At 43.7% G+C, this 21,362-nt stretch carries 19 protein-coding genes; 17 read left to right on the top strand and 2 right to left on the bottom strand.

The genetic code is table 11. The annotated features are described in order from the left end of the window. The first annotated feature begins 4 nt into the window (after window positions 1-4). From GRQ40_RS12545 to GRQ40_RS12480, 14 genes are all read left to right on the top strand, one after another. Window positions 5-988 (top strand): alpha-ketoacid dehydrogenase subunit beta, encoded by a 984-nt coding sequence (locus GRQ40_RS12545; RefSeq protein WP_044744456.1) that lies wholly within the window; start codon window positions 5-7, stop codon window positions 986-988. A gap of 138 nt (window positions 989-1,126) precedes the next feature. Beyond that, window positions 1,127-2,446, top strand: a complete 1,320-nt coding sequence (locus GRQ40_RS12540) for a dihydrolipoamide acetyltransferase family protein (RefSeq protein WP_159720117.1) — start codon at window positions 1,127-1,129, stop codon at window positions 2,444-2,446. A 336-nt stretch (window positions 2,447-2,782) separates the two neighbouring features. Beyond that, window positions 2,783-4,825: a methylmalonyl-CoA mutase family protein gene (locus tag GRQ40_RS12535; protein WP_080862333.1), complete on the top strand. Its 2,043-nt coding sequence runs from the start codon at window positions 2,783-2,785 to the stop codon at window positions 4,823-4,825. Beyond that, window positions 4,818-7,013, top strand: a complete 2,196-nt coding sequence (scpA, locus tag GRQ40_RS12530; protein WP_159720116.1) for a methylmalonyl-CoA mutase — start codon at window positions 4,818-4,820, stop codon at window positions 7,011-7,013. Before GRQ40_RS12535 ends, scpA begins: the two co-directional genes overlap by 8 nt. After that, the gene (gene meaB, locus GRQ40_RS12525) at window positions 7,010-8,134 is read left to right on the top strand and encodes a methylmalonyl Co-A mutase-associated GTPase MeaB (protein WP_159720115.1); all 1,125 of its coding nucleotides are present in this window, start codon (window positions 7,010-7,012) and stop codon (window positions 8,132-8,134) included. Before scpA ends, meaB begins: the two co-directional genes overlap by 4 nt. A gap of 621 nt (window positions 8,135-8,755) precedes the next feature. After that, complete coding sequence (locus GRQ40_RS12520) at window positions 8,756-9,250, top strand: helix-turn-helix domain-containing protein (protein WP_066145717.1); 495 nt, start codon at window positions 8,756-8,758, stop codon at window positions 9,248-9,250. Between the two features lie 14 nt (window positions 9,251-9,264). Then, complete coding sequence (locus GRQ40_RS12515; protein ID WP_066145714.1) at window positions 9,265-9,510, top strand: hypothetical protein; 246 nt, start codon at window positions 9,265-9,267, stop codon at window positions 9,508-9,510. Between the two features lie 738 nt (window positions 9,511-10,248). Then, the gene (locus GRQ40_RS12510; RefSeq protein WP_066145711.1) at window positions 10,249-10,791 is read left to right on the top strand and encodes a hypothetical protein; all 543 of its coding nucleotides are present in this window, start codon (window positions 10,249-10,251) and stop codon (window positions 10,789-10,791) included. A gap of 118 nt (window positions 10,792-10,909) precedes the next feature. Next, window positions 10,910-11,347, top strand: coding sequence for a BrxA/BrxB family bacilliredoxin (locus GRQ40_RS12505; RefSeq protein WP_066146530.1), 438 nt, complete (start codon window positions 10,910-10,912; stop codon window positions 11,345-11,347). Between the two features lie 294 nt (window positions 11,348-11,641). Next, the gene (locus GRQ40_RS12500; protein ID WP_066145708.1) at window positions 11,642-12,436 is read left to right on the top strand and encodes a transporter substrate-binding domain-containing protein; all 795 of its coding nucleotides are present in this window, start codon (window positions 11,642-11,644) and stop codon (window positions 12,434-12,436) included. A 206-nt stretch (window positions 12,437-12,642) separates the two neighbouring features. After that, window positions 12,643-13,302: an amino acid ABC transporter permease gene (locus tag GRQ40_RS12495; RefSeq protein WP_044744682.1), complete on the top strand. Its 660-nt coding sequence runs from the start codon at window positions 12,643-12,645 to the stop codon at window positions 13,300-13,302. Then, window positions 13,295-14,017, top strand: a complete 723-nt coding sequence (locus GRQ40_RS12490; protein ID WP_080862337.1) for an amino acid ABC transporter ATP-binding protein — start codon at window positions 13,295-13,297, stop codon at window positions 14,015-14,017. Before GRQ40_RS12495 ends, GRQ40_RS12490 begins: the two co-directional genes overlap by 8 nt. A 447-nt stretch (window positions 14,018-14,464) precedes the next feature. Continuing rightward, the gene (locus GRQ40_RS12485; RefSeq protein ID WP_066146527.1) at window positions 14,465-15,412 is read left to right on the top strand and encodes an aromatic acid exporter family protein; all 948 of its coding nucleotides are present in this window, start codon (window positions 14,465-14,467) and stop codon (window positions 15,410-15,412) included. 61 nt (window positions 15,413-15,473) lie between these two features. Beyond that, window positions 15,474-15,980: a L,D-transpeptidase gene (locus GRQ40_RS12480; protein ID WP_066145703.1), complete on the top strand. Its 507-nt coding sequence runs from the start codon at window positions 15,474-15,476 to the stop codon at window positions 15,978-15,980. Window positions 15,981-16,021: 41 nt separating this feature from the next. Here the strand turns inward: GRQ40_RS12480 and prli42 are convergent, their stop codons facing one another. Then, a complete protein-coding gene (gene prli42 / locus GRQ40_RS12475; RefSeq protein WP_149917071.1) occupies window positions 16,022-16,117 on the bottom strand; it encodes a stressosome-associated protein Prli42 in 96 nt (31 codons plus the stop codon). 168 nt (window positions 16,118-16,285) lie between these two features. Here prli42 and mce point away from each other — a divergent pair, with 168 nt between their 5' ends. Then, window positions 16,286-16,711: a methylmalonyl-CoA epimerase gene (gene mce, locus GRQ40_RS12470; protein ID WP_044744441.1), complete on the top strand. Its 426-nt coding sequence runs from the start codon at window positions 16,286-16,288 to the stop codon at window positions 16,709-16,711. Then, window positions 16,708-18,258: an acyl-CoA carboxylase subunit beta gene (locus tag GRQ40_RS12465; protein ID WP_044744440.1), complete on the top strand. Its 1,551-nt coding sequence runs from the start codon at window positions 16,708-16,710 to the stop codon at window positions 18,256-18,258. The genes mce and GRQ40_RS12465 overlap by 4 nt, the downstream gene beginning before the upstream one ends. Window positions 18,259-18,478: 220 nt before the next feature. On the opposite strand, the gene GRQ40_RS12460 is transcribed toward GRQ40_RS12465, so the two are convergent. After that, a complete protein-coding gene (locus GRQ40_RS12460) occupies window positions 18,479-19,819 on the bottom strand; it encodes a PepSY-associated TM helix domain-containing protein (RefSeq protein WP_159720114.1) in 1,341 nt (446 codons plus the stop codon). Window positions 19,820-20,092: 273 nt separating this feature from the next. Between GRQ40_RS12460 and GRQ40_RS12455 the strand changes: the two genes are divergently transcribed. After that, window positions 20,093-21,211, top strand: coding sequence for a tripeptidase T (locus GRQ40_RS12455; protein WP_159720113.1), 1,119 nt, complete (start codon window positions 20,093-20,095; stop codon window positions 21,209-21,211). Window positions 21,212-21,362 lie beyond the last annotated feature (151 nt).

Raw genomic sequence — 21,362 nt, 5'->3', positions numbered from 1 at the left:
AAGAATGCCAGTAATTTCATACATTGATGCGGTGACGATGGCGATTCGCGAAGAAATGGAACGCGATCCGCGCGTATTCGTATTAGGTGAAGACGTAGGTAAAAAAGGTGGGGTATTCAAAGCAACCATCGGATTATACGATCAGTTCGGTGAAGAACGTGTCATTGACACGCCTCTAGCAGAATCTGCGATTGCCGGTGTTGCGATCGGTGCAGCAATGTACGGAATGCGTCCAATTGCCGAAATGCAATTTGCTGATTTTATTATGCCGGCTGTGAACCAAATCATTTCTGAAGCTGCGCGTATCCGTTATCGTTCCAACAATGATTGGAACTGCCCGGTAGTGATCCGTGCTCCTTATGGCGGCGGCGTTCACGGAGCGCTTTACCATTCTCAATCTGTTGAAGCGGTATTCGCGAACCAGCCAGGTTTAAAAATCGTCATGCCATCCACTCCATATGATGTGAAAGGATTGTTAAAAGCTGCGATTCGCGACGAAGATCCAGTACTATTCTTCGAGCACAAACGCGCTTATCGTCTCATTAAAGGCGAAGTACCTGAAGATGACTATGTATTGCCAATCGGCAAGGCAGACGTTAAACGAGAGGGCGACGATATTACGATCATCACTTACGGCTTATGTGTACATTTTGCACTTCAAGCAGCAGAGCGTGTCGCTCAAGATGGCATTTCTGTTCATGTATTGGATTTGCGTACAGTTTATCCGCTTGATAAAGAAGCGATCATTGAAGCAGCAAGCAAAACAGGCAAAGTTCTTCTTGTCACGGAAGACAATAAAGAAGGAAGCATTATGAGCGAGGTTGCGGCAATCATTGCAGAACATTGCTTATTCGACTTAGACGCGCCAATCATGCGTCTGGCTGGCCCGGATGTACCGGCAATGCCGTATGCGCCAACGATGGAAAAATTCTTCATGGTGAACCCAGATAAAGTTGAAAAAGCGATTCGCGAATTAGCGGCATTCTAATGCCAAAAACGAACATGAGTATGGAATGCTAAAAAAAAGAGGGAAAATAAGAGAAAGTGACAATGGCAAGCAAACGCTTGCCTTGTCATGCGAAATCATCATAAAAGCAGCCTTTAATCAAGATAGGAGGTCATCGAAGTGGCAATCGAAAAAATCACAATGCCTCAGCTCGGAGAAAGTGTCACAGAGGGTACGATCAGCAAATGGCTCGTATCTGTTGGCGATAAAGTAAATAAATACGATCCAATTGCAGAAGTTATGACAGACAAAGTAAATGCGGAAGTTCCTTCCTCTTTCACTGGCGTTATTAAAGAATTAATTGCGTCAGAAGGAGAAACACTGCCAGTTGGCGCTGTTATTTGTACAATTGAAGTCGAAGGAGAAGGAAGTGCGCCTGAGGCTCCTGCTGCAGAAGCAACACAAGCAGAAGCTCCAAAAGCTGAAGCACCGGCATCACAAGCAGCGGCTCCTGCTCAAGCACCGAAAAAAACAGCAGGAGAAAGAGGACGCTACTCGCCTGCTGTTTTGCGCCTCGCTCAAGAGCATAATATTGACCTTGATCAAGTACAAGGTACAGGTGCAGGCGGACGCATTACGCGCAAAGACTTGTTAAAATTAATTGAGTCTGGAAATATTCCGACTCCAGGACAAAAACCAGCAGCTCAAGCGGCAGCACAACCAGTTCAAGAAGCACCGCAAGCAGAACCAGCAGCAGCTCCAAAACAACCAGCTGTGCCTTCTGTTCCTGTGCAAGCAGGTGATGTAGAAATTCCAGTTACTCCTGTCCGCAAGGCGATTGCTGCTAACATGCTTCGCAGCAAACATGAAGCGCCTCACGCGTGGACGATGGTGGAAGTGGATGTTACGAACCTAGTTGCTTACCGCGACTCCATGAAAAACGAGTTCAAAAAACGCGAAGGGTTCAATTTAACCTATTTTGCGTTCTTCGTAAAGGCGGTCGCTCAAGCGCTGAAAGAATTCCCGCAAATTAATTCGATGTGGGCGGGCGACAAAATCGTCCAGAAGAAAGAGATCAACATTTCGATCGCTGTTGCAACGGACGATGCTCTATTTGTCCCTGTCATTAAAAATGCTGATGAAAAAACCATCAAAGGCATTGCTCGGGAAATTTCTGAATTAGCTGCAAAAGTGCGGGCAGGCAAACTTCGTCCAGAAGATATGCAAGGCGGCACATTCACAGTCAATAACACAGGCTCATTCGGTTCTGTACAATCGATGGGAATTATCAACTATCCACAAGCGGCAATTTTACAAGTAGAAGCGATTGTGAAACGCCCAGTTGTGATGAATAACGGCATGATCGCGGTTCGCGACATGGTGAACCTCTGCTTGTCGCTTGACCATCGCGTTCTTGACGGTTTGATCTGCGGCCGCTTCTTAGCGCGCGTGAAAGAAATTTTAGAAAACACATCTAAAGAAAATACACCGATCTATTAAGAAAAACACCTACCGCTGCATTTCGGCGGTAGGTGTTTGCATTTAAAATCAAGCAGATTCAACTTTACTATGAGTGGATGGAAGAAAAATTGGAAAATAAGTGACTTTTTTGTAGCAACACAACATAAAAGCAAAACCTTAGGATAGAGCCATCTATCTTCAAGAGAACGATAGGAAAAAAGAAATCGCGCCTGTCTGGGAAGATAGCCGTTTTGTTCATTGCCCGCAAGGCTTATATATACTAAAATAAATATGTAACGAATGTTTAAAAAAATTCAAAAGTAAGCGTTTTCTGAAGAGAGGAAGCAAGCAGATAACAAAGGGGAGGGATTATAGATGACAGAGATTTCAACGATGAAAAATGGCTTGTTTCCTATTCCGAGTTATGAGGAATGGAAGCAAGAAGTCGAGAAATCATTAAAAGGGAAGCCAATTGAAAAGCTATATTCTACCACTTATGAAAATGTGCGCATTCAACCGATCTATACACGTCAAGATATTGAATCGTTAGAGCATCTTGAGCAGCTTCCGGGTTTTGCTGATTATGTACGCGGGACGGAAGTCAATGGGTATCTTCAACAACCATGGTTTATCAGTCAGGAGCTTTCTGCAGCGAGTGCAAAAGAATGGAATGAAATGGTCAAACATGACATCGCGAGAGGGCAAACAGCCATCCATCTTGTGCTCGACAGGCTCGGTTTTTTAGTAACGACGCTTGAAGATGTAGAAACAATGTTTTCTGGCATTGATTTACGGCATTATCCGATTCGAGTGGATGCAGGGGCCTGCTCATTGCCGTTTTTAGCGTTGTTCGCTACCTATTTGCAAAAACAACAAGTACCTCTTGAGGCATTGCATGGCGAGATTGGCATGGATCCGCTGGGGGGGCTTGTCCAAAAAGGACAGCTTCCTGTTTTGCTCGAAGATTCATATGATATGATGGCCGATGTGACAAAATGGGCGATGGAGCATATGCCAAATATACGAACCGTGATAGTTCATGGCGAGTCTTATCATAATGGCGGTGCCAATGCGGTGCAGGAGCTAGCCTTTGCATTTGCGGCGGCGGCAGAATATATCAACGAGTGCCTCGACCGTGGCTTGGAGATTGATGACATCGCGCAGCGCATCAGCTTTTCTTTTGCGATCGGTTCCAATTTCTTTATGGAAATTGCGAAGCTGCGCGCCGCTCGGGTGGTTTGGTCCAATATTGTTCAAGCATTTGGCGGCAGTGACGATGCCCAAAAGCTCACGGTGCATGCCCGCACGTCTTATTTTACGAAAACAATATATGATCCATATGTTAATATGCTTCGGGCGACTTCAGAAGCGTTTGCGGCTGTCGTGGGCGGAATGAATAGCCTTCATGTCTCTCCTTTTGATGAAGCGATTCAGCCAGCCGATGAATTTTCACGAAGAATTGCCCGCAATACACAGCTGATCTTACTAGAGGAAGCTCATATTGGCCGAGTCATTGATCCGGCTGGAGGTTCTTATTATGTCGAAACGTTGACGGCGCAAGTGGCCCGAGAGACGTGGAAGCTATTTCAACAAATTGAAGCAAAAGGCGGCATGACGAAAGCTCTTGAGGAAGGCTTTGTGCAATCGGAGGTAAATCAAGTAGCCGAGCAGCGCGATCGACACGTCAAAACGCGCAAGGAAAAAATCGTCGGCACGAACGTCTATGCGAATTTAGCAGAACCAACACCACAGCTTCATCGAAAACACGCCTGCATATCCGTCGAGCAATCGCTCGATAAAGAACGAGTCGATCAGTTGAAAAAGGAATTTGCAGCAAAGCAATGGGTAAAAACAGCTTTATCTGCGGTTTCTCAACGAGCGACCGTTCAGGAAATAGAGAAGGCGCTAGAAAGCAGTGGTTTGTCGTTTTGCATCCAGCCGATTCCGCAATGGCGTTTGGCCGAGCCGTTTGAACAATTGAGAAAAGCGGCAGAGGCGCATCTTGCGACTTCTGGAAAGCGTCCAACCGTTCGTTTAATTAATCTTGGCCCGATTCCAAATCATAAAGCACGAGCTGATTTTATCACAGGCTTTTTTGAGGCGGGGGGCTTTGAAGTGGTAAAAAACGATGGCTATATGTCGGTCCAAGAAGCTGTACAGGAAGCGCTTCGTCTGAATGGATCTCATTACATTATTTGCGGCACTGATGAAAGCTATATAGAGACTGTGCCTTTGATTGCAACAGAGCTAAAGAAAGCGCAGTCTCATATCAAATTATATGTAGCCGGAAAGCAAAATCCTGATAGAGAAGCGATGTTTACACAGGCTGGAATTGATGGATTCATTCATATAGGATCGAATTGTTACGAAACGCTTGTTACGGTGATGAAGGAAATGGGGGTGGCTCTCGATGAGTAGAAAAGTCGATTTTACAAATATTCCTTTGCATCTATCAAACCAATCGGCCAACGAACAGCAATGGAAGCAGGCTATTGAACAAAAATTAAAAGCGTCAATGGAGGATCTGTTATTTCAGACGAATGAACAAATCGCAGTGAAACCGCTGTATACGAAGCAGGATATTGAAGAGCTGGATTTTCTGGATTACATGCCGGGCATTCCTCCTTATTTAAGAGGGCCTTATCCATCGATGTACGTCAATCGTCCATGGACGATTCGCCAATACGCAGGATTTTCCACAGCGGAAGAGAGTAATGCTTTTTACCGCCGTAATCTAGCCATGGGGCAAAAGGGCCTTTCCGTCGCGTTTGATCTTGCCACCCACCGCGGCTATGACTCAGATCATCCGCGCGTGGTCGGCGATGTTGGAAAAGCAGGGGTAGCGATCGATTCCATTTTAGATATGAAAATTTTATTTGACGGTATTCCGCTTGACCAAATGTCTGTGTCGATGACCATGAATGGAGCGGTTTTGCCGATTATGGCCTTTTATATTGTCACAGCAGAGGAGCAGGGAGTGACGCAGGACAAGCTTTCTGGAACGATTCAAAATGATATTTTGAAGGAATATATGGTGCGCAACACGTATATCTATCCTCCGGAAATGTCCATGCGCATTATTGCGGATATTTTCGAATATACGTCGAAATATATGCCTAAATTTAACAGTATTAGTATTTCAGGATATCATATGCAAGAAGCAGGAGCACCAGCCGACATTGAATTAGCTTATACGCTTGCGGATGGTTTAGAGTATGTGAGAACAGGTTTGAAAGCAGGAATTGATATTGATTCGTTTGCTCCGCGTTTGTCGTTCTTCTGGGCAATCGGCATGAATTATTTTATGGAAGTCTCCAAAATGAGAGCGGCGCGCATTATTTGGGCGAAAATGATGAAAACCTTTAACCCGAAAAATCCGAAGTCACTGGCGCTGCGCACGCATTCGCAAACATCAGGCTGGAGCTTGACCGAACAGGATCCATTCAACAATGTTGTGCGCACATGTATTGAAGCGCATGCAGCGGCTCTTGGGCATACTCAATCGCTGCATACGAACGCGTTGGATGAAGCGATTGCTTTGCCAACGGATTTTTCAGCGCGAATTGCCCGCAATACACAGCTTTATTTGCAGGATGAAACGGGAATTTGCAATGTGATTGATCCTTGGGCCGGCTCTTATTATGTGGAAGCGTTAACGAACGAGCTGATGACTCGCGCATGGAAACATATTGAAGAAATCGAAAGCCTTGGCGGAATGGCGAAAGCGATTGACACCGGCCTTCCGAAAATGAGAATTGAAGAAGCAGCCGCAAGACGGCAAGCGAAAATTGATTCAGGAGCGGAAACGATCATCGGAGTGAATAAGTACCGCCCTGATAAAGAAGTGCCAATTGACATTTTAGAGGTCGATAATACAGCGGTGCGCCTGCGACAGATTGAAAGACTGCAGCAGCTGCGTGCTTCCCGCGATGAAGAGCGAGTTCAACAAGCGCTGGAAGCTATTACAAAGGCGGCGGAAACAGGAGAAGGGAATTTACTGGAATTGTCAGTAGAGGCCGCTCGCGTTCGGGCGACATTAGGTGAAATTTCTTATGCGATTGAAAAAGTAGCGAAGCGCCATAAGGCGGTCATCCGATCAATCAGCGGTGTTTACAGTTCAGAATTTACAAATGAGGAAGAAATCGAGCGAGTGAAAAAGCTGACGGATGAGTTTTATGAGCTTGAAGGACGCAGACCGCGCATCATGATTGCGAAAATGGGCCAAGATGGACACGATCGCGGAGCGAAAGTAATTGCCACTGCATTTGCTGATTTAGGATTTGATGTGGATATCGGCCCGCTTTTCCAAACACCAGAGGAAACGGCGCGTCAAGCGGTGGAAAATGATGTTCACGTCATTGGCATGAGCTCGCTTGCTGCGGGACATAAAACCTTGCTACCGCAACTGGTGGAGGAGCTGCGCAAACTAGGTCGTGAAGATATTATTGTTGTGGCCGGAGGAGTGATTCCGCCACAGGATTATGAATTTTTATACGAGCATGGAGCGGCGGCTATCTTTGGCCCAGGAACAGTGATTCCGACTGCGGCTGAAAAGGTATTGCATGAAATTTATAAGCGGATCGGGTATGAGGAAGTGAGCCAATGAGTGAAGAACGGACCTACCGTCCAGAATGGGCGCCAAAAGAACAGACGGCTGATTTTGCGACTTCCTATGTGAAGGGAAAGGAAGACACCACTCTGAGATCGCAGGAAACGAAAAAATGGGTGAAACGCAAAGAGCGCTCAGTAAGCGAATATGTGGAGGGGGTATTAAACAACGATCGCACCATTTTGGCACAGGCCATCACATTAGTAGAAAGCAACGCAGCTAAACATATGGAGATGGCCCAGCAAATTTTGCACGAGCTTTTGCCGCATGTCGGGAGATCGATTCGAATCGGCATCACAGGTGTGCCAGGCGCCGGAAAAAGCACTTTTATTGAAGCGTTTGGACAATTTTTGTGTGAACAAGGGCATCGGGTCGCCGTTTTAGCGGTTGACCCGAGCAGCTCTATTACCGGCGGCAGCATCCTCGGCGATAAAACGCGGATGGAAAATCTCGCGCGCGATCCGCGAGCCTTTATCCGTCCGTCGCCATCCGGAGGGACGCTTGGCGGCGTTCATCGAAAAACGCGGGAAACGATGCTTTTATGCGAAGCAGCGGGATACGATATTATTTTAATTGAGACGGTTGGAGTCGGGCAAAGCGAATTTGTCGTACGCAGCATGGTCGATTTCTTTATGATGATCGCTCTTACTGGTGCTGGCGATGAATTGCAGGGAATGAAAAAAGGAATTATGGAGCTTGTGGATGCGGTTGTGATTAATAAGGCGGATGGCGATAATAAACCAAAAGCGGAAGCGGCTCGAGAAGAATATAATCAGTTTTTGCACTATTTGCGTCCGGCCACACCAGGATGGGAAACGAAGGCCTACACGTGTTCAGCATTGTTGGGAGAAGGGATCGAAAAAGTTTGGAACGTTGTGGAAGCATTTATTTCCGTCACCAAGCAGTCAGGCGCATTTGATGCGCGGCGGCGCCACCAATTGAAGGACTGGATTTACTCCATGATTAAAGATTATTTAGAATCAAGCTTTTTCTCGCATCCGCAAATTAAAGCAGAGCTGCCGATGATTGAAAATCATGTCATTGCCGGTACGCTCTCTGTCACGAAGGCCGTACAACAATTATTGCAGATTTACGAAACCAAAAAAGGGTCTGAGTAAATAGATCAAAAAGCCTTAGATTAAATTCTACGGAATGTGATATTGATCCCCTTTGAGTAACCGGTGATGAACCTCTCCCACCTCTTAACGGGATGGAGGAGGGGGGCTTCTTGGTAAAAGCGCACATTTCAGATGTGGCCTGTCACACGATACTTGAAGGGGATTTTTTATGGCGAAAAAGACCAACATTTCAATTGTATACAGAGGAGTTCAAGCTACAAGCTGTTCTGTTCGTTTGTACGAAAAAGGAGAAATAAGTGATCAAGCTGTTGCCGCGCCATTATGGATTCCTAGTTCTTTCAAGTGAAAACGTAGGCAAGAAAAGATCAAAACGGTGAACTTCTTTCAAATCAATGTGGGACACATATGATTGTTCGCTCACGTACGACGGAAGCTCGTTTTGAGGAGACTTAGATGATGAAACGGTCTAGAAAAGGGCAAGGATATTTATTATTACAATATGTAACAAAAACAACTAACGGTAGATTGAAAATCAACTTATAGATGATAAAATTCAACGATTCCTCTATTCAATCGATACCTATTAAATGCAATAATATGTATAAAGTTCAGTATAATTAACATTTATTTCAACTTCATAACAAAAGGTAGGTATCGAAAATGGCTAATACATTAGGTTCAAGGATTGGAGAATTCAGAAAGAAAAAGGGAATGACACAGGACCAACTTGCAGAATACATCGGAGTCTCTTCTCAAGCAGTAAGCAAATGGGAAAATGACTTGTCATGCCCAGATATTACTTTACTTCCTCAACTCGCGGATTATTTTCGTGTCACAGTAGATGAACTTCTAAGGGGTGAAAAATCTAAAGTTGTTCAAGTCGTTTCAGCAGAAGAACGCAAAGATTTCAACAAAATGCTTTTAAAGGTATTTGTTCATAGTGAACAGGGGGATATTGTAAAAGTGAATGTACCACTTGGATTGATAAAAGCTGCTTTGGAAATCGGAATGCAATTACCACAGATTTCATGCCATGATGCTTTGAAAAACATTGATTTACAAGCGATATTACTAATGGCGGAAAGCGGAGTGATAGGTAAGATAGTGGAGGTTAAGAGTGCTAATGGCGATAACGTTGAAGTTGTAATTGAGTGATTCGGAGGTCTGTTATGAAGATTAGAATTGAGGCAAACGGACATCGTCTTATCCTTCCTTTACCCATGAAGGTGGTGTTAAATGATGTGACCATCCGAATCATAGCGAGTTGTATTAAAAAGTATTCGAATGTTCCCATCAAAGAAGAATATTTAAAAGTCTTAAGAAAAGAGTTGATCAATGCGAAAATGTCATTCAGAAAACTTGTTCTTCTTGATGTATCAAGCAGTGATGGTTTTAAGATTAAAATTACACTATGAACCTCTCCCACCTTTCCTTCGTGTAGAGGTGGGAGACTTCTCGGTGCATGGTGTTAAATAAATGTTCTAACGTAAAACAGCATGAGACATTGATAAGCGAAAACCTTGACGGCAATGCTTTTGTATATCAAAGCGATTGCCGTTATTTTTATTTATCATTTGTTCTGCAGAGCATTGGCCAGCGCTAAACGGTCGGCTTCCTTAAGCCATAGAACATTCTTTTTTGTACTTGGCAGAAGGCGAGGATTTTTATTTTTATTCATTCTTACGTTTTTCATATAGTTCTTTTCATTCTTTCTGTTAGTGAACTACTCACCACTTAGCTAAAGCTTGAAGTGGGAGCTTCTCAGTTCCACGACGAAAGCCGCCTTTCGTCTCCCTGAGCGTGACTTCGGGTCGTTCCAACCCTAGATGTCCGACAATTCGGAGTTCTTTTGTACCTTGGATATTTTACGCATGGAAGGATCCGCTTGGTTTTCGCATTTTATTTTCTCCATGCAACCTCCTATATCCAGTTATGAAAGAACGACATAGGTTTATTTTACCACAGGGTCAGACAATTGAACAGGCAAAAGCCTGTCCTTGTCCGAAGTCGATTCATCTCCCACTTTCATCAAGCTTCGCAAGATTTAGAAGTGGGAGACTTCTCGACTGAAGAATGTTAAATGATCACATAAAAAAAGGAAGATTGTTGAACAATAGTAACAGCTAACGAAGTGTGTATGATGAGGTGATGAAATGAGAGGATGGTCTAAGCTATTCATCTGTATAGGCTTGCTGTTTATGTTTCATTTCCCTGCTGAGGCTTATTCTGATAGCATTCCAAAGCAAGCAGTCCATATCAAACGTGCCGAAACGTTGAAGGGGTTAGTAAATCGTTCAACGTTCATTGCGTATGGCTGGTTTGATACTTCACATCAGAAACGATCACTAGACAAATCAGTGCAAAGTGGACGGCTTGTCAATTTTGTCCAACGATTTCATGTAGACCAATATATAAAGGGGACGAATGGTAAAATCATCAACGTGTTATCCACCGGAGTTGAGCCACTTCCTGCCCCTTTAAATCCAATTAACAAAGTTTACCCAGGGCCTATGGCGGAAGGGCGGTATGTTTGTTTTTTAAAACCTGTTGAAGGAACAGAATTTTATACCATTGTCGGGGGATGGCAAGGAGTTTATCCTGTTTATGAAGGAAAAATCATTTCGTTGGAAGACGGTTTTTCAGAGTTGAACCAGTTAACCCTCAGACAATTGGAAACAAAAATCAAATCGTACTAAATTCAATGACATTTGAAGGCAGGCCTGTTTGCAATTAAAAAAATGCACGATGTCATATAAATTGAAACATCGCTCCTCTTATTGGTATGATAAAAAAAAGAAAGAAGGAGCGAGTGATATGGAATTTAACTTTCAGTTTTTTATGAATGACATTGTCCAACAAGCACGTAAAGAAATAGTGGAAGCAGGATATGAAGAGTTGCGCACGCCACAGGAGGTAGATGAAGCATTTAGCCGGAAGGGAACAACGCTTGTCATGGTGAACTCTGTGTGCGGCTGCGCAGGAGGAATTGCTCGTCCAGCCGCGGCGCATGCTGTTCACTATGATAAGCGCCCAGATCATCTCGTGACTGTGTTTGCTGGTCAAGATAAGGAAGCGACGGCGAGAGCGCGTGAATATTTTGTTGGCTATCCGCCATCTTCTCCATCATTTGCTTTATTAAAGGATGGGAAGATTTGCACAATGATTGAACGCCATGAAATTGAAGGACATGAACCAATTGCCGTTGTTCAGAAGCTGCAAGCGGCCTTTGAACAGCATTGTGATGAAGTATAAAGAAGCTTATAACCAGATCTGCTCGTTTAAGACGGGCAGATCTTTTTTTGACAGTTGAATATTTTTAAAATATAAAAATAATTTTATATTTATGAAAACGGATTGCATATTTATGAAAACGATGTTATGATACAAATTGTTTTAATAACTTAAGAAAGACTAGTCTTATTACAAAAAATCATGAACTGCAGTTGAAGATGGAAGACGTCTGTCATTAGACAATTTCTAAATATGGTTGTTATAAAAGTATATAAATATAATACCTTTTGAATGGGAAGAGAAGGAGCAAAGATCATGAAAAAATGGAGAGGACTTTTGTCGCTATTATTTTGTATTCTGTTCATTAGTTTGCTTTCTGGCTGCGGGGCATCCGGATCATCTGCAGAAAAACAAAGCGAGTCAAATAAAAAAATATTGAAACTAGGCACCTCTGCTGATTATGCACCTTTTGAGTATATGGATACAGCGAAAGGGGACGAGGTCATTGGTTTTGATATTGATTTAGCAAATATGATCGCCAAAGAGCTTGGATATGAAGTCCAAGTGGTTGACATGGATTTCAATGGCTTGATTCCAGCTTTGCAATCGGGTAAGGTTGATTTCGTTTTAGCGAGTATGACCCCTACGCCGGAGCGGAAAAAAAGTGTCGACTTTTCTGATGTGTATTATGTAGCGAAAAATATGATTGTTACAAAAAAAGAAAATGGGTTAAAGACAATGGAGGACTTAAAAGGAAAAACGGTTGGAGTGCAAACAGCCTCCATTCAAGAGGGAGAGGCGAAAAAACTTGCAAAAACCATTGATATGAAGCTTGAAAGTCGCAATCGCATACCAGAGTTAATTCAAGAAATACAAGCTGGGCGTTTCGATGCGGCGATTATCGAAAATACCGTCGCCAAAGGGTATATAAAGAACAGCGGTGGCAAGTTAATGGGAACGACCATGCAGACGAGTGAGCAAGAAGCTGGCTCAGCCATTGCTTTCCCAAAAGGAAGCAAGCTAACAGACAAATTTAATCAAGTATTACAAGAAAAAATGAAGAACGGAGAAGTAGACAAGCTTATTAAAAAATGGTTTGATCAGCAGTAACTAAATTTCGTGTTGAATCGGTATTTAGTTTGAAGAACGCAGATGAAACACATGGGCCGGCGAAATCAGAACGGCAAGAAAGCCAGTGATCGGAACGAATGGAGCGGATTGGATAAAATCGAAACAGCAAACGAGGCCAAGCGCTGCTTACGGGCAAGCCTCGTTTTTTTACGGTTGATGATATATAAGGAAGGACGGGTTTGAGTGTGAGCTTAAATTTCTCTCAGTTTATCCCGACAATCCCTTTTATTTTACAAGGGATAGGGGTAACGTTAAAAATTGTGGCATCGGCAGCATTGTTGGGGTTTGCTTTCGGAATTGTTTTAGCTTTATTTAAAATCGGCAGAATCAAGCTGTTAACGTGGCTGGCAGATCTTTATACTTCCATTTTTCGCGGCACGCCGCTTGTATTGCAGCTGATGATTATTTATTTTGGCATGCCGCAAATGATCGGCTTTGAAATTGAAGCCTTTCCGGCCGCCGTGATTGCTTTTGGCTTAAACTCTGCTGCTTATATTTCTGAAATCATTCGCGCCGGCATTTTAGCGGTTGATAGCGGCCAGAGAGAGGCGGCAATGGCATTGGGCGTTCCCTATCCCCTAATGATGCGAAATATCATTTTGCCTCAAGCGTTTAAACATATTTTGCCGGCGTTAATGAACGAGTTTATTACATTGACAAAAGAATCGGCAGTTGTAACGGTCATTGGTGCGATGGATATTATGCGGCGCGCCTATATCGTTGGGGGAGACAAATATGCGTTTTTTGAACCGTTGCTGATTGCGGGAATAATTTATTACATTTTAGTGATGATTCTCACAATGCTTGGCAAAGTGATCGAGGGGAGAATGAGAAAAAGTGATTAAAGTCGTAGACCTTCATAAATCATTTGGCAAGTTGGACGTATTAAAGGGAATTACAGTAAAGATCGAACAAGGAGAAGTAGTAGCCATTATCGGACCATCCGGCTCTGGAAAATCCACGTTTTTGCGTTGTTTAAATTTGCTGGAACAGCCGACACGCGGACAAATTTGGATCGGATCGCAAGAAATTACGAATCGTCAAACAGATATGATGAAAGTGCGGGAAAAAATCGGGATGGTTTTTCAGCATTTTCATCTGTTTCCTCACATGACGGTCTTAGAGAACGTAACATATGCTCCAATCAAGGTAAAAGGGATGTCAAAAAGCGATGCAGAGACCCAAGGAATGGAGCTGCTTGGGAAGGTAGGCTTAGTGTCCAAGGCAAATGAGTACCCCAGTCGTTTATCTGGAGGGCAAAAACAGCGTGTGGCCATTGCTCGGGCGCTTGCGATGTCGCCTGAAATCATGTTATTTGATGAACCGACCTCAGCACTTGATCCAGAGATGGTGAAAGAAGTACTTGAGGTGATGAAGTCGCTTGCTTATACCGGCATGACGATGGCCGTTGTGACGCATGAAATGGGTTTTGCCCGCGAAGTGGCTGACCGCGTGCTTTTTTTAGACGGCGGCCAGCTTATTGAGGATGCACCGCCAAATGAGTTTTTTGCCTCGCCAAAAAGCAAGAGGGCTCAAGAATTTCTCGAAAAGGTGCTATAATAAAAAGGTGATCGCCGATCATCTTTTTATTTTTTTGCAGATAGAATGAGTATGGATGATGAAGAAAACGAGCCGAGAGCGTTCCGTTTGCAAATATCCCTTTCTTTTTGAATCGGAGTTGGTGATGTTGGATAGAGAATGATTCGAGAAAATTTGTATATCAGGTGTATTGATTATCTAATAGAAACCAATTGACACTGCTTGTGTCTAGCTCAATCATTCCATCTTTTTAGTAAAATAATGGCTCATCAACAATTGTGTTTGTATAGCAATGCAAAGATGGAATGAACGGAAATCCACCGTCGGAAGAGTTCAGGGATCTGCCTTTTCGTCTACCTGACCAGCGAAATCAGATCAGCGCTTGCGCATGCGAGAACAGATGTTAATGCCTCAAGCTTCTATATGATGAAGTGGTTAGCATCATGACATTCACAGGGGGTGTATAGGCTGAAAATAGGATATCGCACCATTAAAACAGCGATCGGCACAACCGCTTCTATTAGTTTAGCTCAGTATTTTGGATTGCATAACTTTGTATCAGCCGGAATTATTACACTTTTATGCATTCAGGTGACGAAAAAGAAATCGCTGCAAACCGCGTGGGCCCGCTTTGCTGCTTGCATGGTAGCTATCGTGTTTTCCTTTATTTTTTTTAAAGGAATTGCTTATCATCCTGTCTCGATTGGATTGCTGCTGCTCTTTTTTATTCCGGCGACGGTTAGGCTGAAGATCACGGAAGGGATTGCGACAAGCTCTGTTATCATTCTTCATTTTTATGCGGCTAAACAATTTACCGTGCAAATTGTCATCAATGAGGTACTGTTGGTTGTGATCGGAATTGGCGTGGCTCTTATTGTCAATATGTATATGCCTAGCATCGAGAAGAAATTGAAGGAGTACCAGCGCATCATTGAAGACTTATTTCGCATTATTTTGAAGGAAGTTGTGAAGTATTTGCGGACGAACGAGAGCAGCTGGGACGGGAAAGAGCTTATGCTGGCAGCAGATATTTTACAGGAAGCGAAAATAGCGGCTTTGCACAATCTCCAAAACCATTTCTTAAGGAATGAAACAGGATATTATCACTATTTTCGAATGCGGGAAAAACAGTTTGAAATTATCGAGCGGGTGCTTCCGCTTGTGACGTCGCTTACATATACAGTGGAGCAGCGAAAAGTCGTTGCTGATTTTATTGATGAGCTGAGCGATGCCATTCATCCAGGCAATACAGCTGATCGTTTTTTGCAAAAGCTTCATGATATGAAAAAGCAATTTGAGGCAATGGAGCTTCCGAAAACGCGCGAAGAGTTTGAAGAGCGAGCGGCATTGCTTCACCTAGTGAAGGAATTGGAGCAATATTTAATCATTAAAAGCCAGTTTCATCCTGACAAATAAATCATGAATGGGGTTTTCCTTTTTGCTTCAAAATATAAGAAAAAGCAAAGGGTGAAATTATATGCGGCTACTTATGGCGATTATGCTATCATGCTCATTGCTGTGGCCGACGACATCATCAGCATCATCAGCCACCCAGCCTTTTATTATTATTAACAAGGCGACGAATCAGCTTGCTTTTATTCGAGGAGGAAGAATTGAGGCGGTTTATCCTGTGGCAACAGGTGTCACAACAGCTTTAACACCTGAAGGGCTGTTTACCGTGAAGGTAAAAGCGAAAAATCCATATTACCGAAAGAAGAGTATTCCCGGAGGTGCTCCAAGCAACCCGCTTGGAACAAGATGGATCGGCTTTGATGCAAAAGGAACCGATGGACGAATCTATGGAATCCACGGCACAAACAATTCACAGTCGATTGGCCGTTATATTACGCAAGGGTGTGTGCGCATGCACAATCGGGATGTGGAAACGCTATATGAAAAAATTCCAGAAGGAACCAAGGTGTTCATTGTTCGTAGCAATGAATCATTTGCCGTGCTAGCTAGACAGCAGGGAGCGATGCGATAAAAGAAAGACGGGCGACTTTGATGGAAAAGTCGCCTCTCTTATTAAAACCACATACCAACGCCTGCTAAAATAGTTGTTAACAGCATGGTAATAAGCATTAAGTATACGACAATTTTTTGCGTTTTTTTGCGGGACATGAGATTTCCTCCCTATCTAAACATATTGCCATTTATCATTGTACCGCCATTTTAAATCGTGAACAAGCAAAAAAATAGGTCGCTCTAAAACGTGTTAGCAGGATTTTTTGTCGAAAGGTCGAATATAAATAATGTTTATGAATATTCACAGCAAAGGGGATTAGACGGATGAACGTAAAGAAAATCGACCATATCGGCATTGCGGTTTCGTCGATTGAGAAAGCGCTGCCATTTTATGTCGATACGCTGCAACTGCCGCTGGTTGGAATCGAGGAAGTCGAATCGGAAAAGGTAAAAGTAGCGTTTTTAAAGCTGGGAGAAGCAAAGATTGAACTATTAGAACCGACGGCCCCGGATAGCGCTGTTGCCGCATTTATTGAAAAGCGGGGAGAAGGAATTCATCACATTGCGCTCGGTGTCGATGACATTCAAGCTCGTATTGACGAATTAAAAACAAAGGGAATTCGCATGATTCAAGATAAACCGAAAACCGGGGCTGGGGGAGCGCTTGTGGCATTTATGCATCCGAAATCGGCCCACGGCGTGTTATACGAGCTTTGTGAAAAAACAAATGCGGGAGGTCATCAAGAATGACAGACATGTATGACAAAATTAATGAGCTCTATGACCGACGCCGAGAAATTGAATTGGGCGGCGGAGATGATAAAATTGAGAAGCAGCATGCAAAAGGAAAGCTTACTGCCCGTGAGCGCATTGATTTACTTTTAGACGAGGGGACGTTTGTCGAATTAAATCCATTTATGGAGCATCGCTGTACCGATTTTGGGCTTGAAGGAAAAAAAGGACCTGGGGATGGCGTTGTGACTGGATATGGGAAAATGAATGGAAGAACCGTATTCGTCTTTTCGCAAGATTTTACAGTTTTTGGCGGTGCGCTGGGAGAAATGCATGCCAAAAAAATCACGAATATTATGGATTTGGCGGCGAAAACAGGAGCGCCCGTCATCGGACTAAATGATTCAGGAGGCGCTCGCATTCAAGAAGGCGTTTTATCACTTGATGGATATGGGCATATTTTTTACCGAAATGCCATTTACTCTGGAGTGATTCCGCAAATTTCTGTGATTATGGGACCTTGTGCGGGCGGTGCCGTTTATTCGCCGGCGATTACAGACTTTGTTTTCATGGTGGAAAAAACGAGTCAGATGTTTATCACTGGCCCAAAAGTCATTGAAACAGTGACGGGCGAAAAAATCAGCGCTGAGGATTTGGGAGGAGCCCGTGTACATAACACAATCAGCGGTAATGCGCATTTTTCTGGAAAATCGGAGGAAGAAGTGCTAGAGGAAGTGCGTCGGCTGTTAAGCTATCTTCCGCAAAATTGTCAAGAAAAACCGCCGGCTAGCTCTGTCCCAGACGATGATGATGATCGGCCAGACTTAGCTGACGCGATTCCAGTGGATGCGGTACGTCCGTACGATGTGCGCAATGTGGTGCTTCAGGTCGTCGATGAAGGATCATTTATGGAAGTGCATAAAGACTTTGCTAAAAATATTGTCGTTGGTTTTGCTCGCATTAAAGGAGAAGTGGTTGGGCTTGTGTGCAACCAGCCGAAATTTATGGCCGGCGGTCTTGATATCGATTCGTCTGATAAAGCCTCCCGCTTTATTCGTTTTTGTGATTCATTCAATATCCCAATTATTACATTTGAAGATGTGACCGGCTTCTTTCCGGGGGTTAAACAGGAGCATGGCGGCATCATTCGTCACGGAGCGAAAATTTTATACGCCTACTCTGAAGCGACGGTTCCAAAAATCACTGTCATTTTGCGCAAAGCGTACGGCGGCGCGTACGTGGCACTAAATAGCAAAGCGATTGGAGCGGATGTTGTATACGCTTGGCCGAACGCAGAAATTGCTGTCATGGGGCCTCAAGGAGCCGCTAATATCATCTTCGCCGGCGAAATTGAGAAAAGCGCAAATCCAGAAGAAACGCGAGCACAAAAAATTGAGGAGTATCGCAATAAATTCGCAAATCCATATGTCGCCGCCAAATACGGAATGGTGGATGATGTGATTGATCCACGCGATACAAGAGTGAAGCTGATTCAAGCACTCGACATGCTCCGTCATAAGCAGGAGGAGCGTCCGCAGAAAAAACACGGAAACATTCCATTATAATTTGTGTAACACTGAGCGGTCGCTCAGAGAGGAGACAAAGTCCATTTAGGCTTTGTCTCCTGTTATTTTCCATATCGGACTAGAACGGAAAAGGAACATAGACGAGCGAAGACACAAATCAAATAAAAACGTTGATGAGCGAACGAGCGCGGCTAATGACAGGGGATGAAAGCGTTTGTCAATAGTTTGGGCGAACAGGCTGCAGCCTGTTCGCCCTTTCTTATGAAAACCAAGCGTGTAATTTTGGAATGCGTCGAATGATCAACCAATCAAAAATAAGAGCGGCTGCTAAGGAAAGAGCAACCAAAGGCATCGCAATTCCGAGGATCACGATGAGCGCTGTTACTACGCGCATGGCTTTTTTATTTTGCGGTGCCGGAGGCGTTCCTAATTTTCCTTGCGGCCGGCGCTTCCACCACATGACTACACCGCTATAAGCAATGAAGATGAGCCCAAGACAGGCAATCAGTCCTAATATTTGATTAAATAACCCAAAGTAGCGTCCCTCATGAAGAGCAATGCCAATTTCAATCCATTTAGCCATCCATCCATAATCTTTGAACCGTAAATCTGCTAGCACCTTTCCGCTGTATTGGTCGATATGCAATGTGGCTTGATCCTGCGGAAGTGTGGGGAATACCGAAACCGTATATACGCCTTTTTCTCCTTCCGGAAAATTCACTTCAAATCCAGGATGTACATTTCTCTCTTTGGCAATTTCAATGATTTTTTCAACAGGAAGTGCCGCCGGTCCATTTTCTTGGGATTGCGGAACGGGCATATTTTCAGCTGCCCAAGGCACTTTGGCTACTGATTTCGTCGGTATGGAGGATTCTGGAATGTTACCATCCCATAAACCAGAAGGATATCCAGATTGTGTAGCTGTTGCTATGCGGTTAATTTTGTCTCCCATAAACCCAGCCCAAGGCAATCCTGTTATGATGAGCAATAAAATGAAGGCAGAAAGCCAAATCGCTACGATGGAGTGGAAATCTTTCCACATTGCGCGTTTTCCGGCATGCAGGCGAATTTTGATTATTCCATATAAAGAACGGTTACGAGGCCACCATAAATAGAGGCCGGTGACTAATAGAATAATAGCCCAGCATGCAGCCAATTCAACTAAACGATCTCCGATGGTACCAGCCATGATCTCCCCGTGAAGCTTGACCACGATATTCATCAGCCTGGATTCATCTGCTAGCTTCCCTAAAATGCTCCCGTTATACGGATTGATAAAAACGGTATAGGCTTTGTTGTTCCAAACGATCCCCACTTCTGTGGAACGGTTTGCCGCATCACTTGGTTTGTAGCGTGTAATGGTGGCGCTCGGATATCGGTGTTTGACATTTGCGATTAATTCGCTTGGTGTCAGCTCCTGAGTTTCTTTTGGGATGTAATAGTAATTTTTATATAAAACGGATTCTATTTGTGGTTTAAACAAGTAAATGGCCCCTGTAATAGCCAAAAGGATGAGAAGTGGCGCAAAGATCATTCCCGCATAAAAATGCCAGCGCCATATGGATTTGTATACATCTTTTGGTGACAAGAAGGTTTTCATGATATGAATCTCCTTTTCAGCATGATATGAAAAATTTATTGGCCAGTGGAAGCATAACAGCTAGTTGTGATAAAAAAGTGAAGCTTCTATGAAGTTTTAATATGCCTATTGAGAAGCCGCTCACTTTGAAACGACGTATAGCTGGGAGAGCGGTTTATCGTTTGAAGTGGGCATAATAGAAAGGATGTGACGATTATATGACATTGATGAAACAATGGTGTATAATTTTTCTATAATAATGATTTTTACATACTAGTGCAGGGGGCTTGTTAGATGATTAATGAACAACGTTTAGTGGATGAGTTTTTAGAGCTTGTTCAAATTGATTCAGAGACAAAATATGAAGGAGAAATCGCCAAAGTATTAAAACAAAAATTTGAAGCGCTTGGACTTCATGTGATCGAAGATGATACGACAGGTCAAACAGGACATGGGGCAGGAAATTTAATTTGCACGCTTGAAGCCACAAAAGAAGGAATTGACCCTATTTACTTTACATCCCACATGGATACCGTCGTTCCGGGAAAAGGAGTGAAGCCTTCGATTCAGGATGGCTATGTTGTAACAGACGGCACGACCATTTTAGGCGCCGACGATAAAGCAGGGCTTGCGGCAATGTTTGAAGCGATCCGTGTCCTTAAAGAGCAAAATATGGCACACGGAACCATTCAATTTATTATTACGGTTGGTGAGGAATCTGGTCTTGTTGGCGCGAAAGCCCTTGATCCATCTCTGATTACGGCTAAATTCGGCTATGCATTGGACAGCGACGGAAAAGTAGGAAATATCGTGGTTGCTGCGCCGACACAGGCAAAATTAAAAGTGGTGATTCATGGGAAAACAGCGCATGCGGGGGTGGCACCTGAGCGCGGGGTATCGGCAATCACCATCGCATCGAAGGCAATTGCCCAAATGCCGCTTGGCCGCATTGATGAAGAAACGACAGCGAATATTGGCCGCTTTGAAGGCGGAACACAAACGAATATCGTCTGCGATCGCGTTAATATTTTAGCAGAAGCGCGCTCGCTCGTGCCAGAAAAAATGGAAGCACAAGTAGCGAAGATGAAAGAGGCGTTTGAACGGGTAGCAGAGGAAATGGGAGGACGTGCACATGTCCAAGTAGAAGTCATGTATCCGGGCTTCAAGTTCGGCGACGGGGATCATGTGGTAGAAATAGCGAAACGTGCTGCCGCTAAAATTGGTCGTTCGTGCGAGCTTTTGCACAGCGGAGGAGGCAGTGATGCCAATGTAATTGCTGGCTTCGGCATTCCAACCGTGAACTTAGCTGTAGGATATGAAGATATTCACACCACAAATGAGAAGATGCCAATTGAAGAGCTTGTAAAAACGGCGGAAATGGTCATTGCGATTATCGAAGAAGTAGCGAAATAAGAAAGACGGGGTGTCTTAAAAGACAGTTGGATTTAAGGCACCCTTTTATGTTACATGGGATTATGATTGGGTTTACCACTAATTTTTCCGTTTCATTTATGCGGTAGTTATATTAGGATAGTAAAGTGACCAAATGCCTTTTGCCTCGTTT

This window comes from Anoxybacillus sp. PDR2, from assembly GCF_009834045.1.
GTDB lineage: Bacteria > Bacillota > Bacilli > Bacillales > Anoxybacillaceae > Anoxybacteroides > Anoxybacteroides rupiense.
The sequence above is the reverse complement of the archived record's forward strand: the minus strand, read 5'-3'. Positions and strand labels throughout refer to the sequence as shown.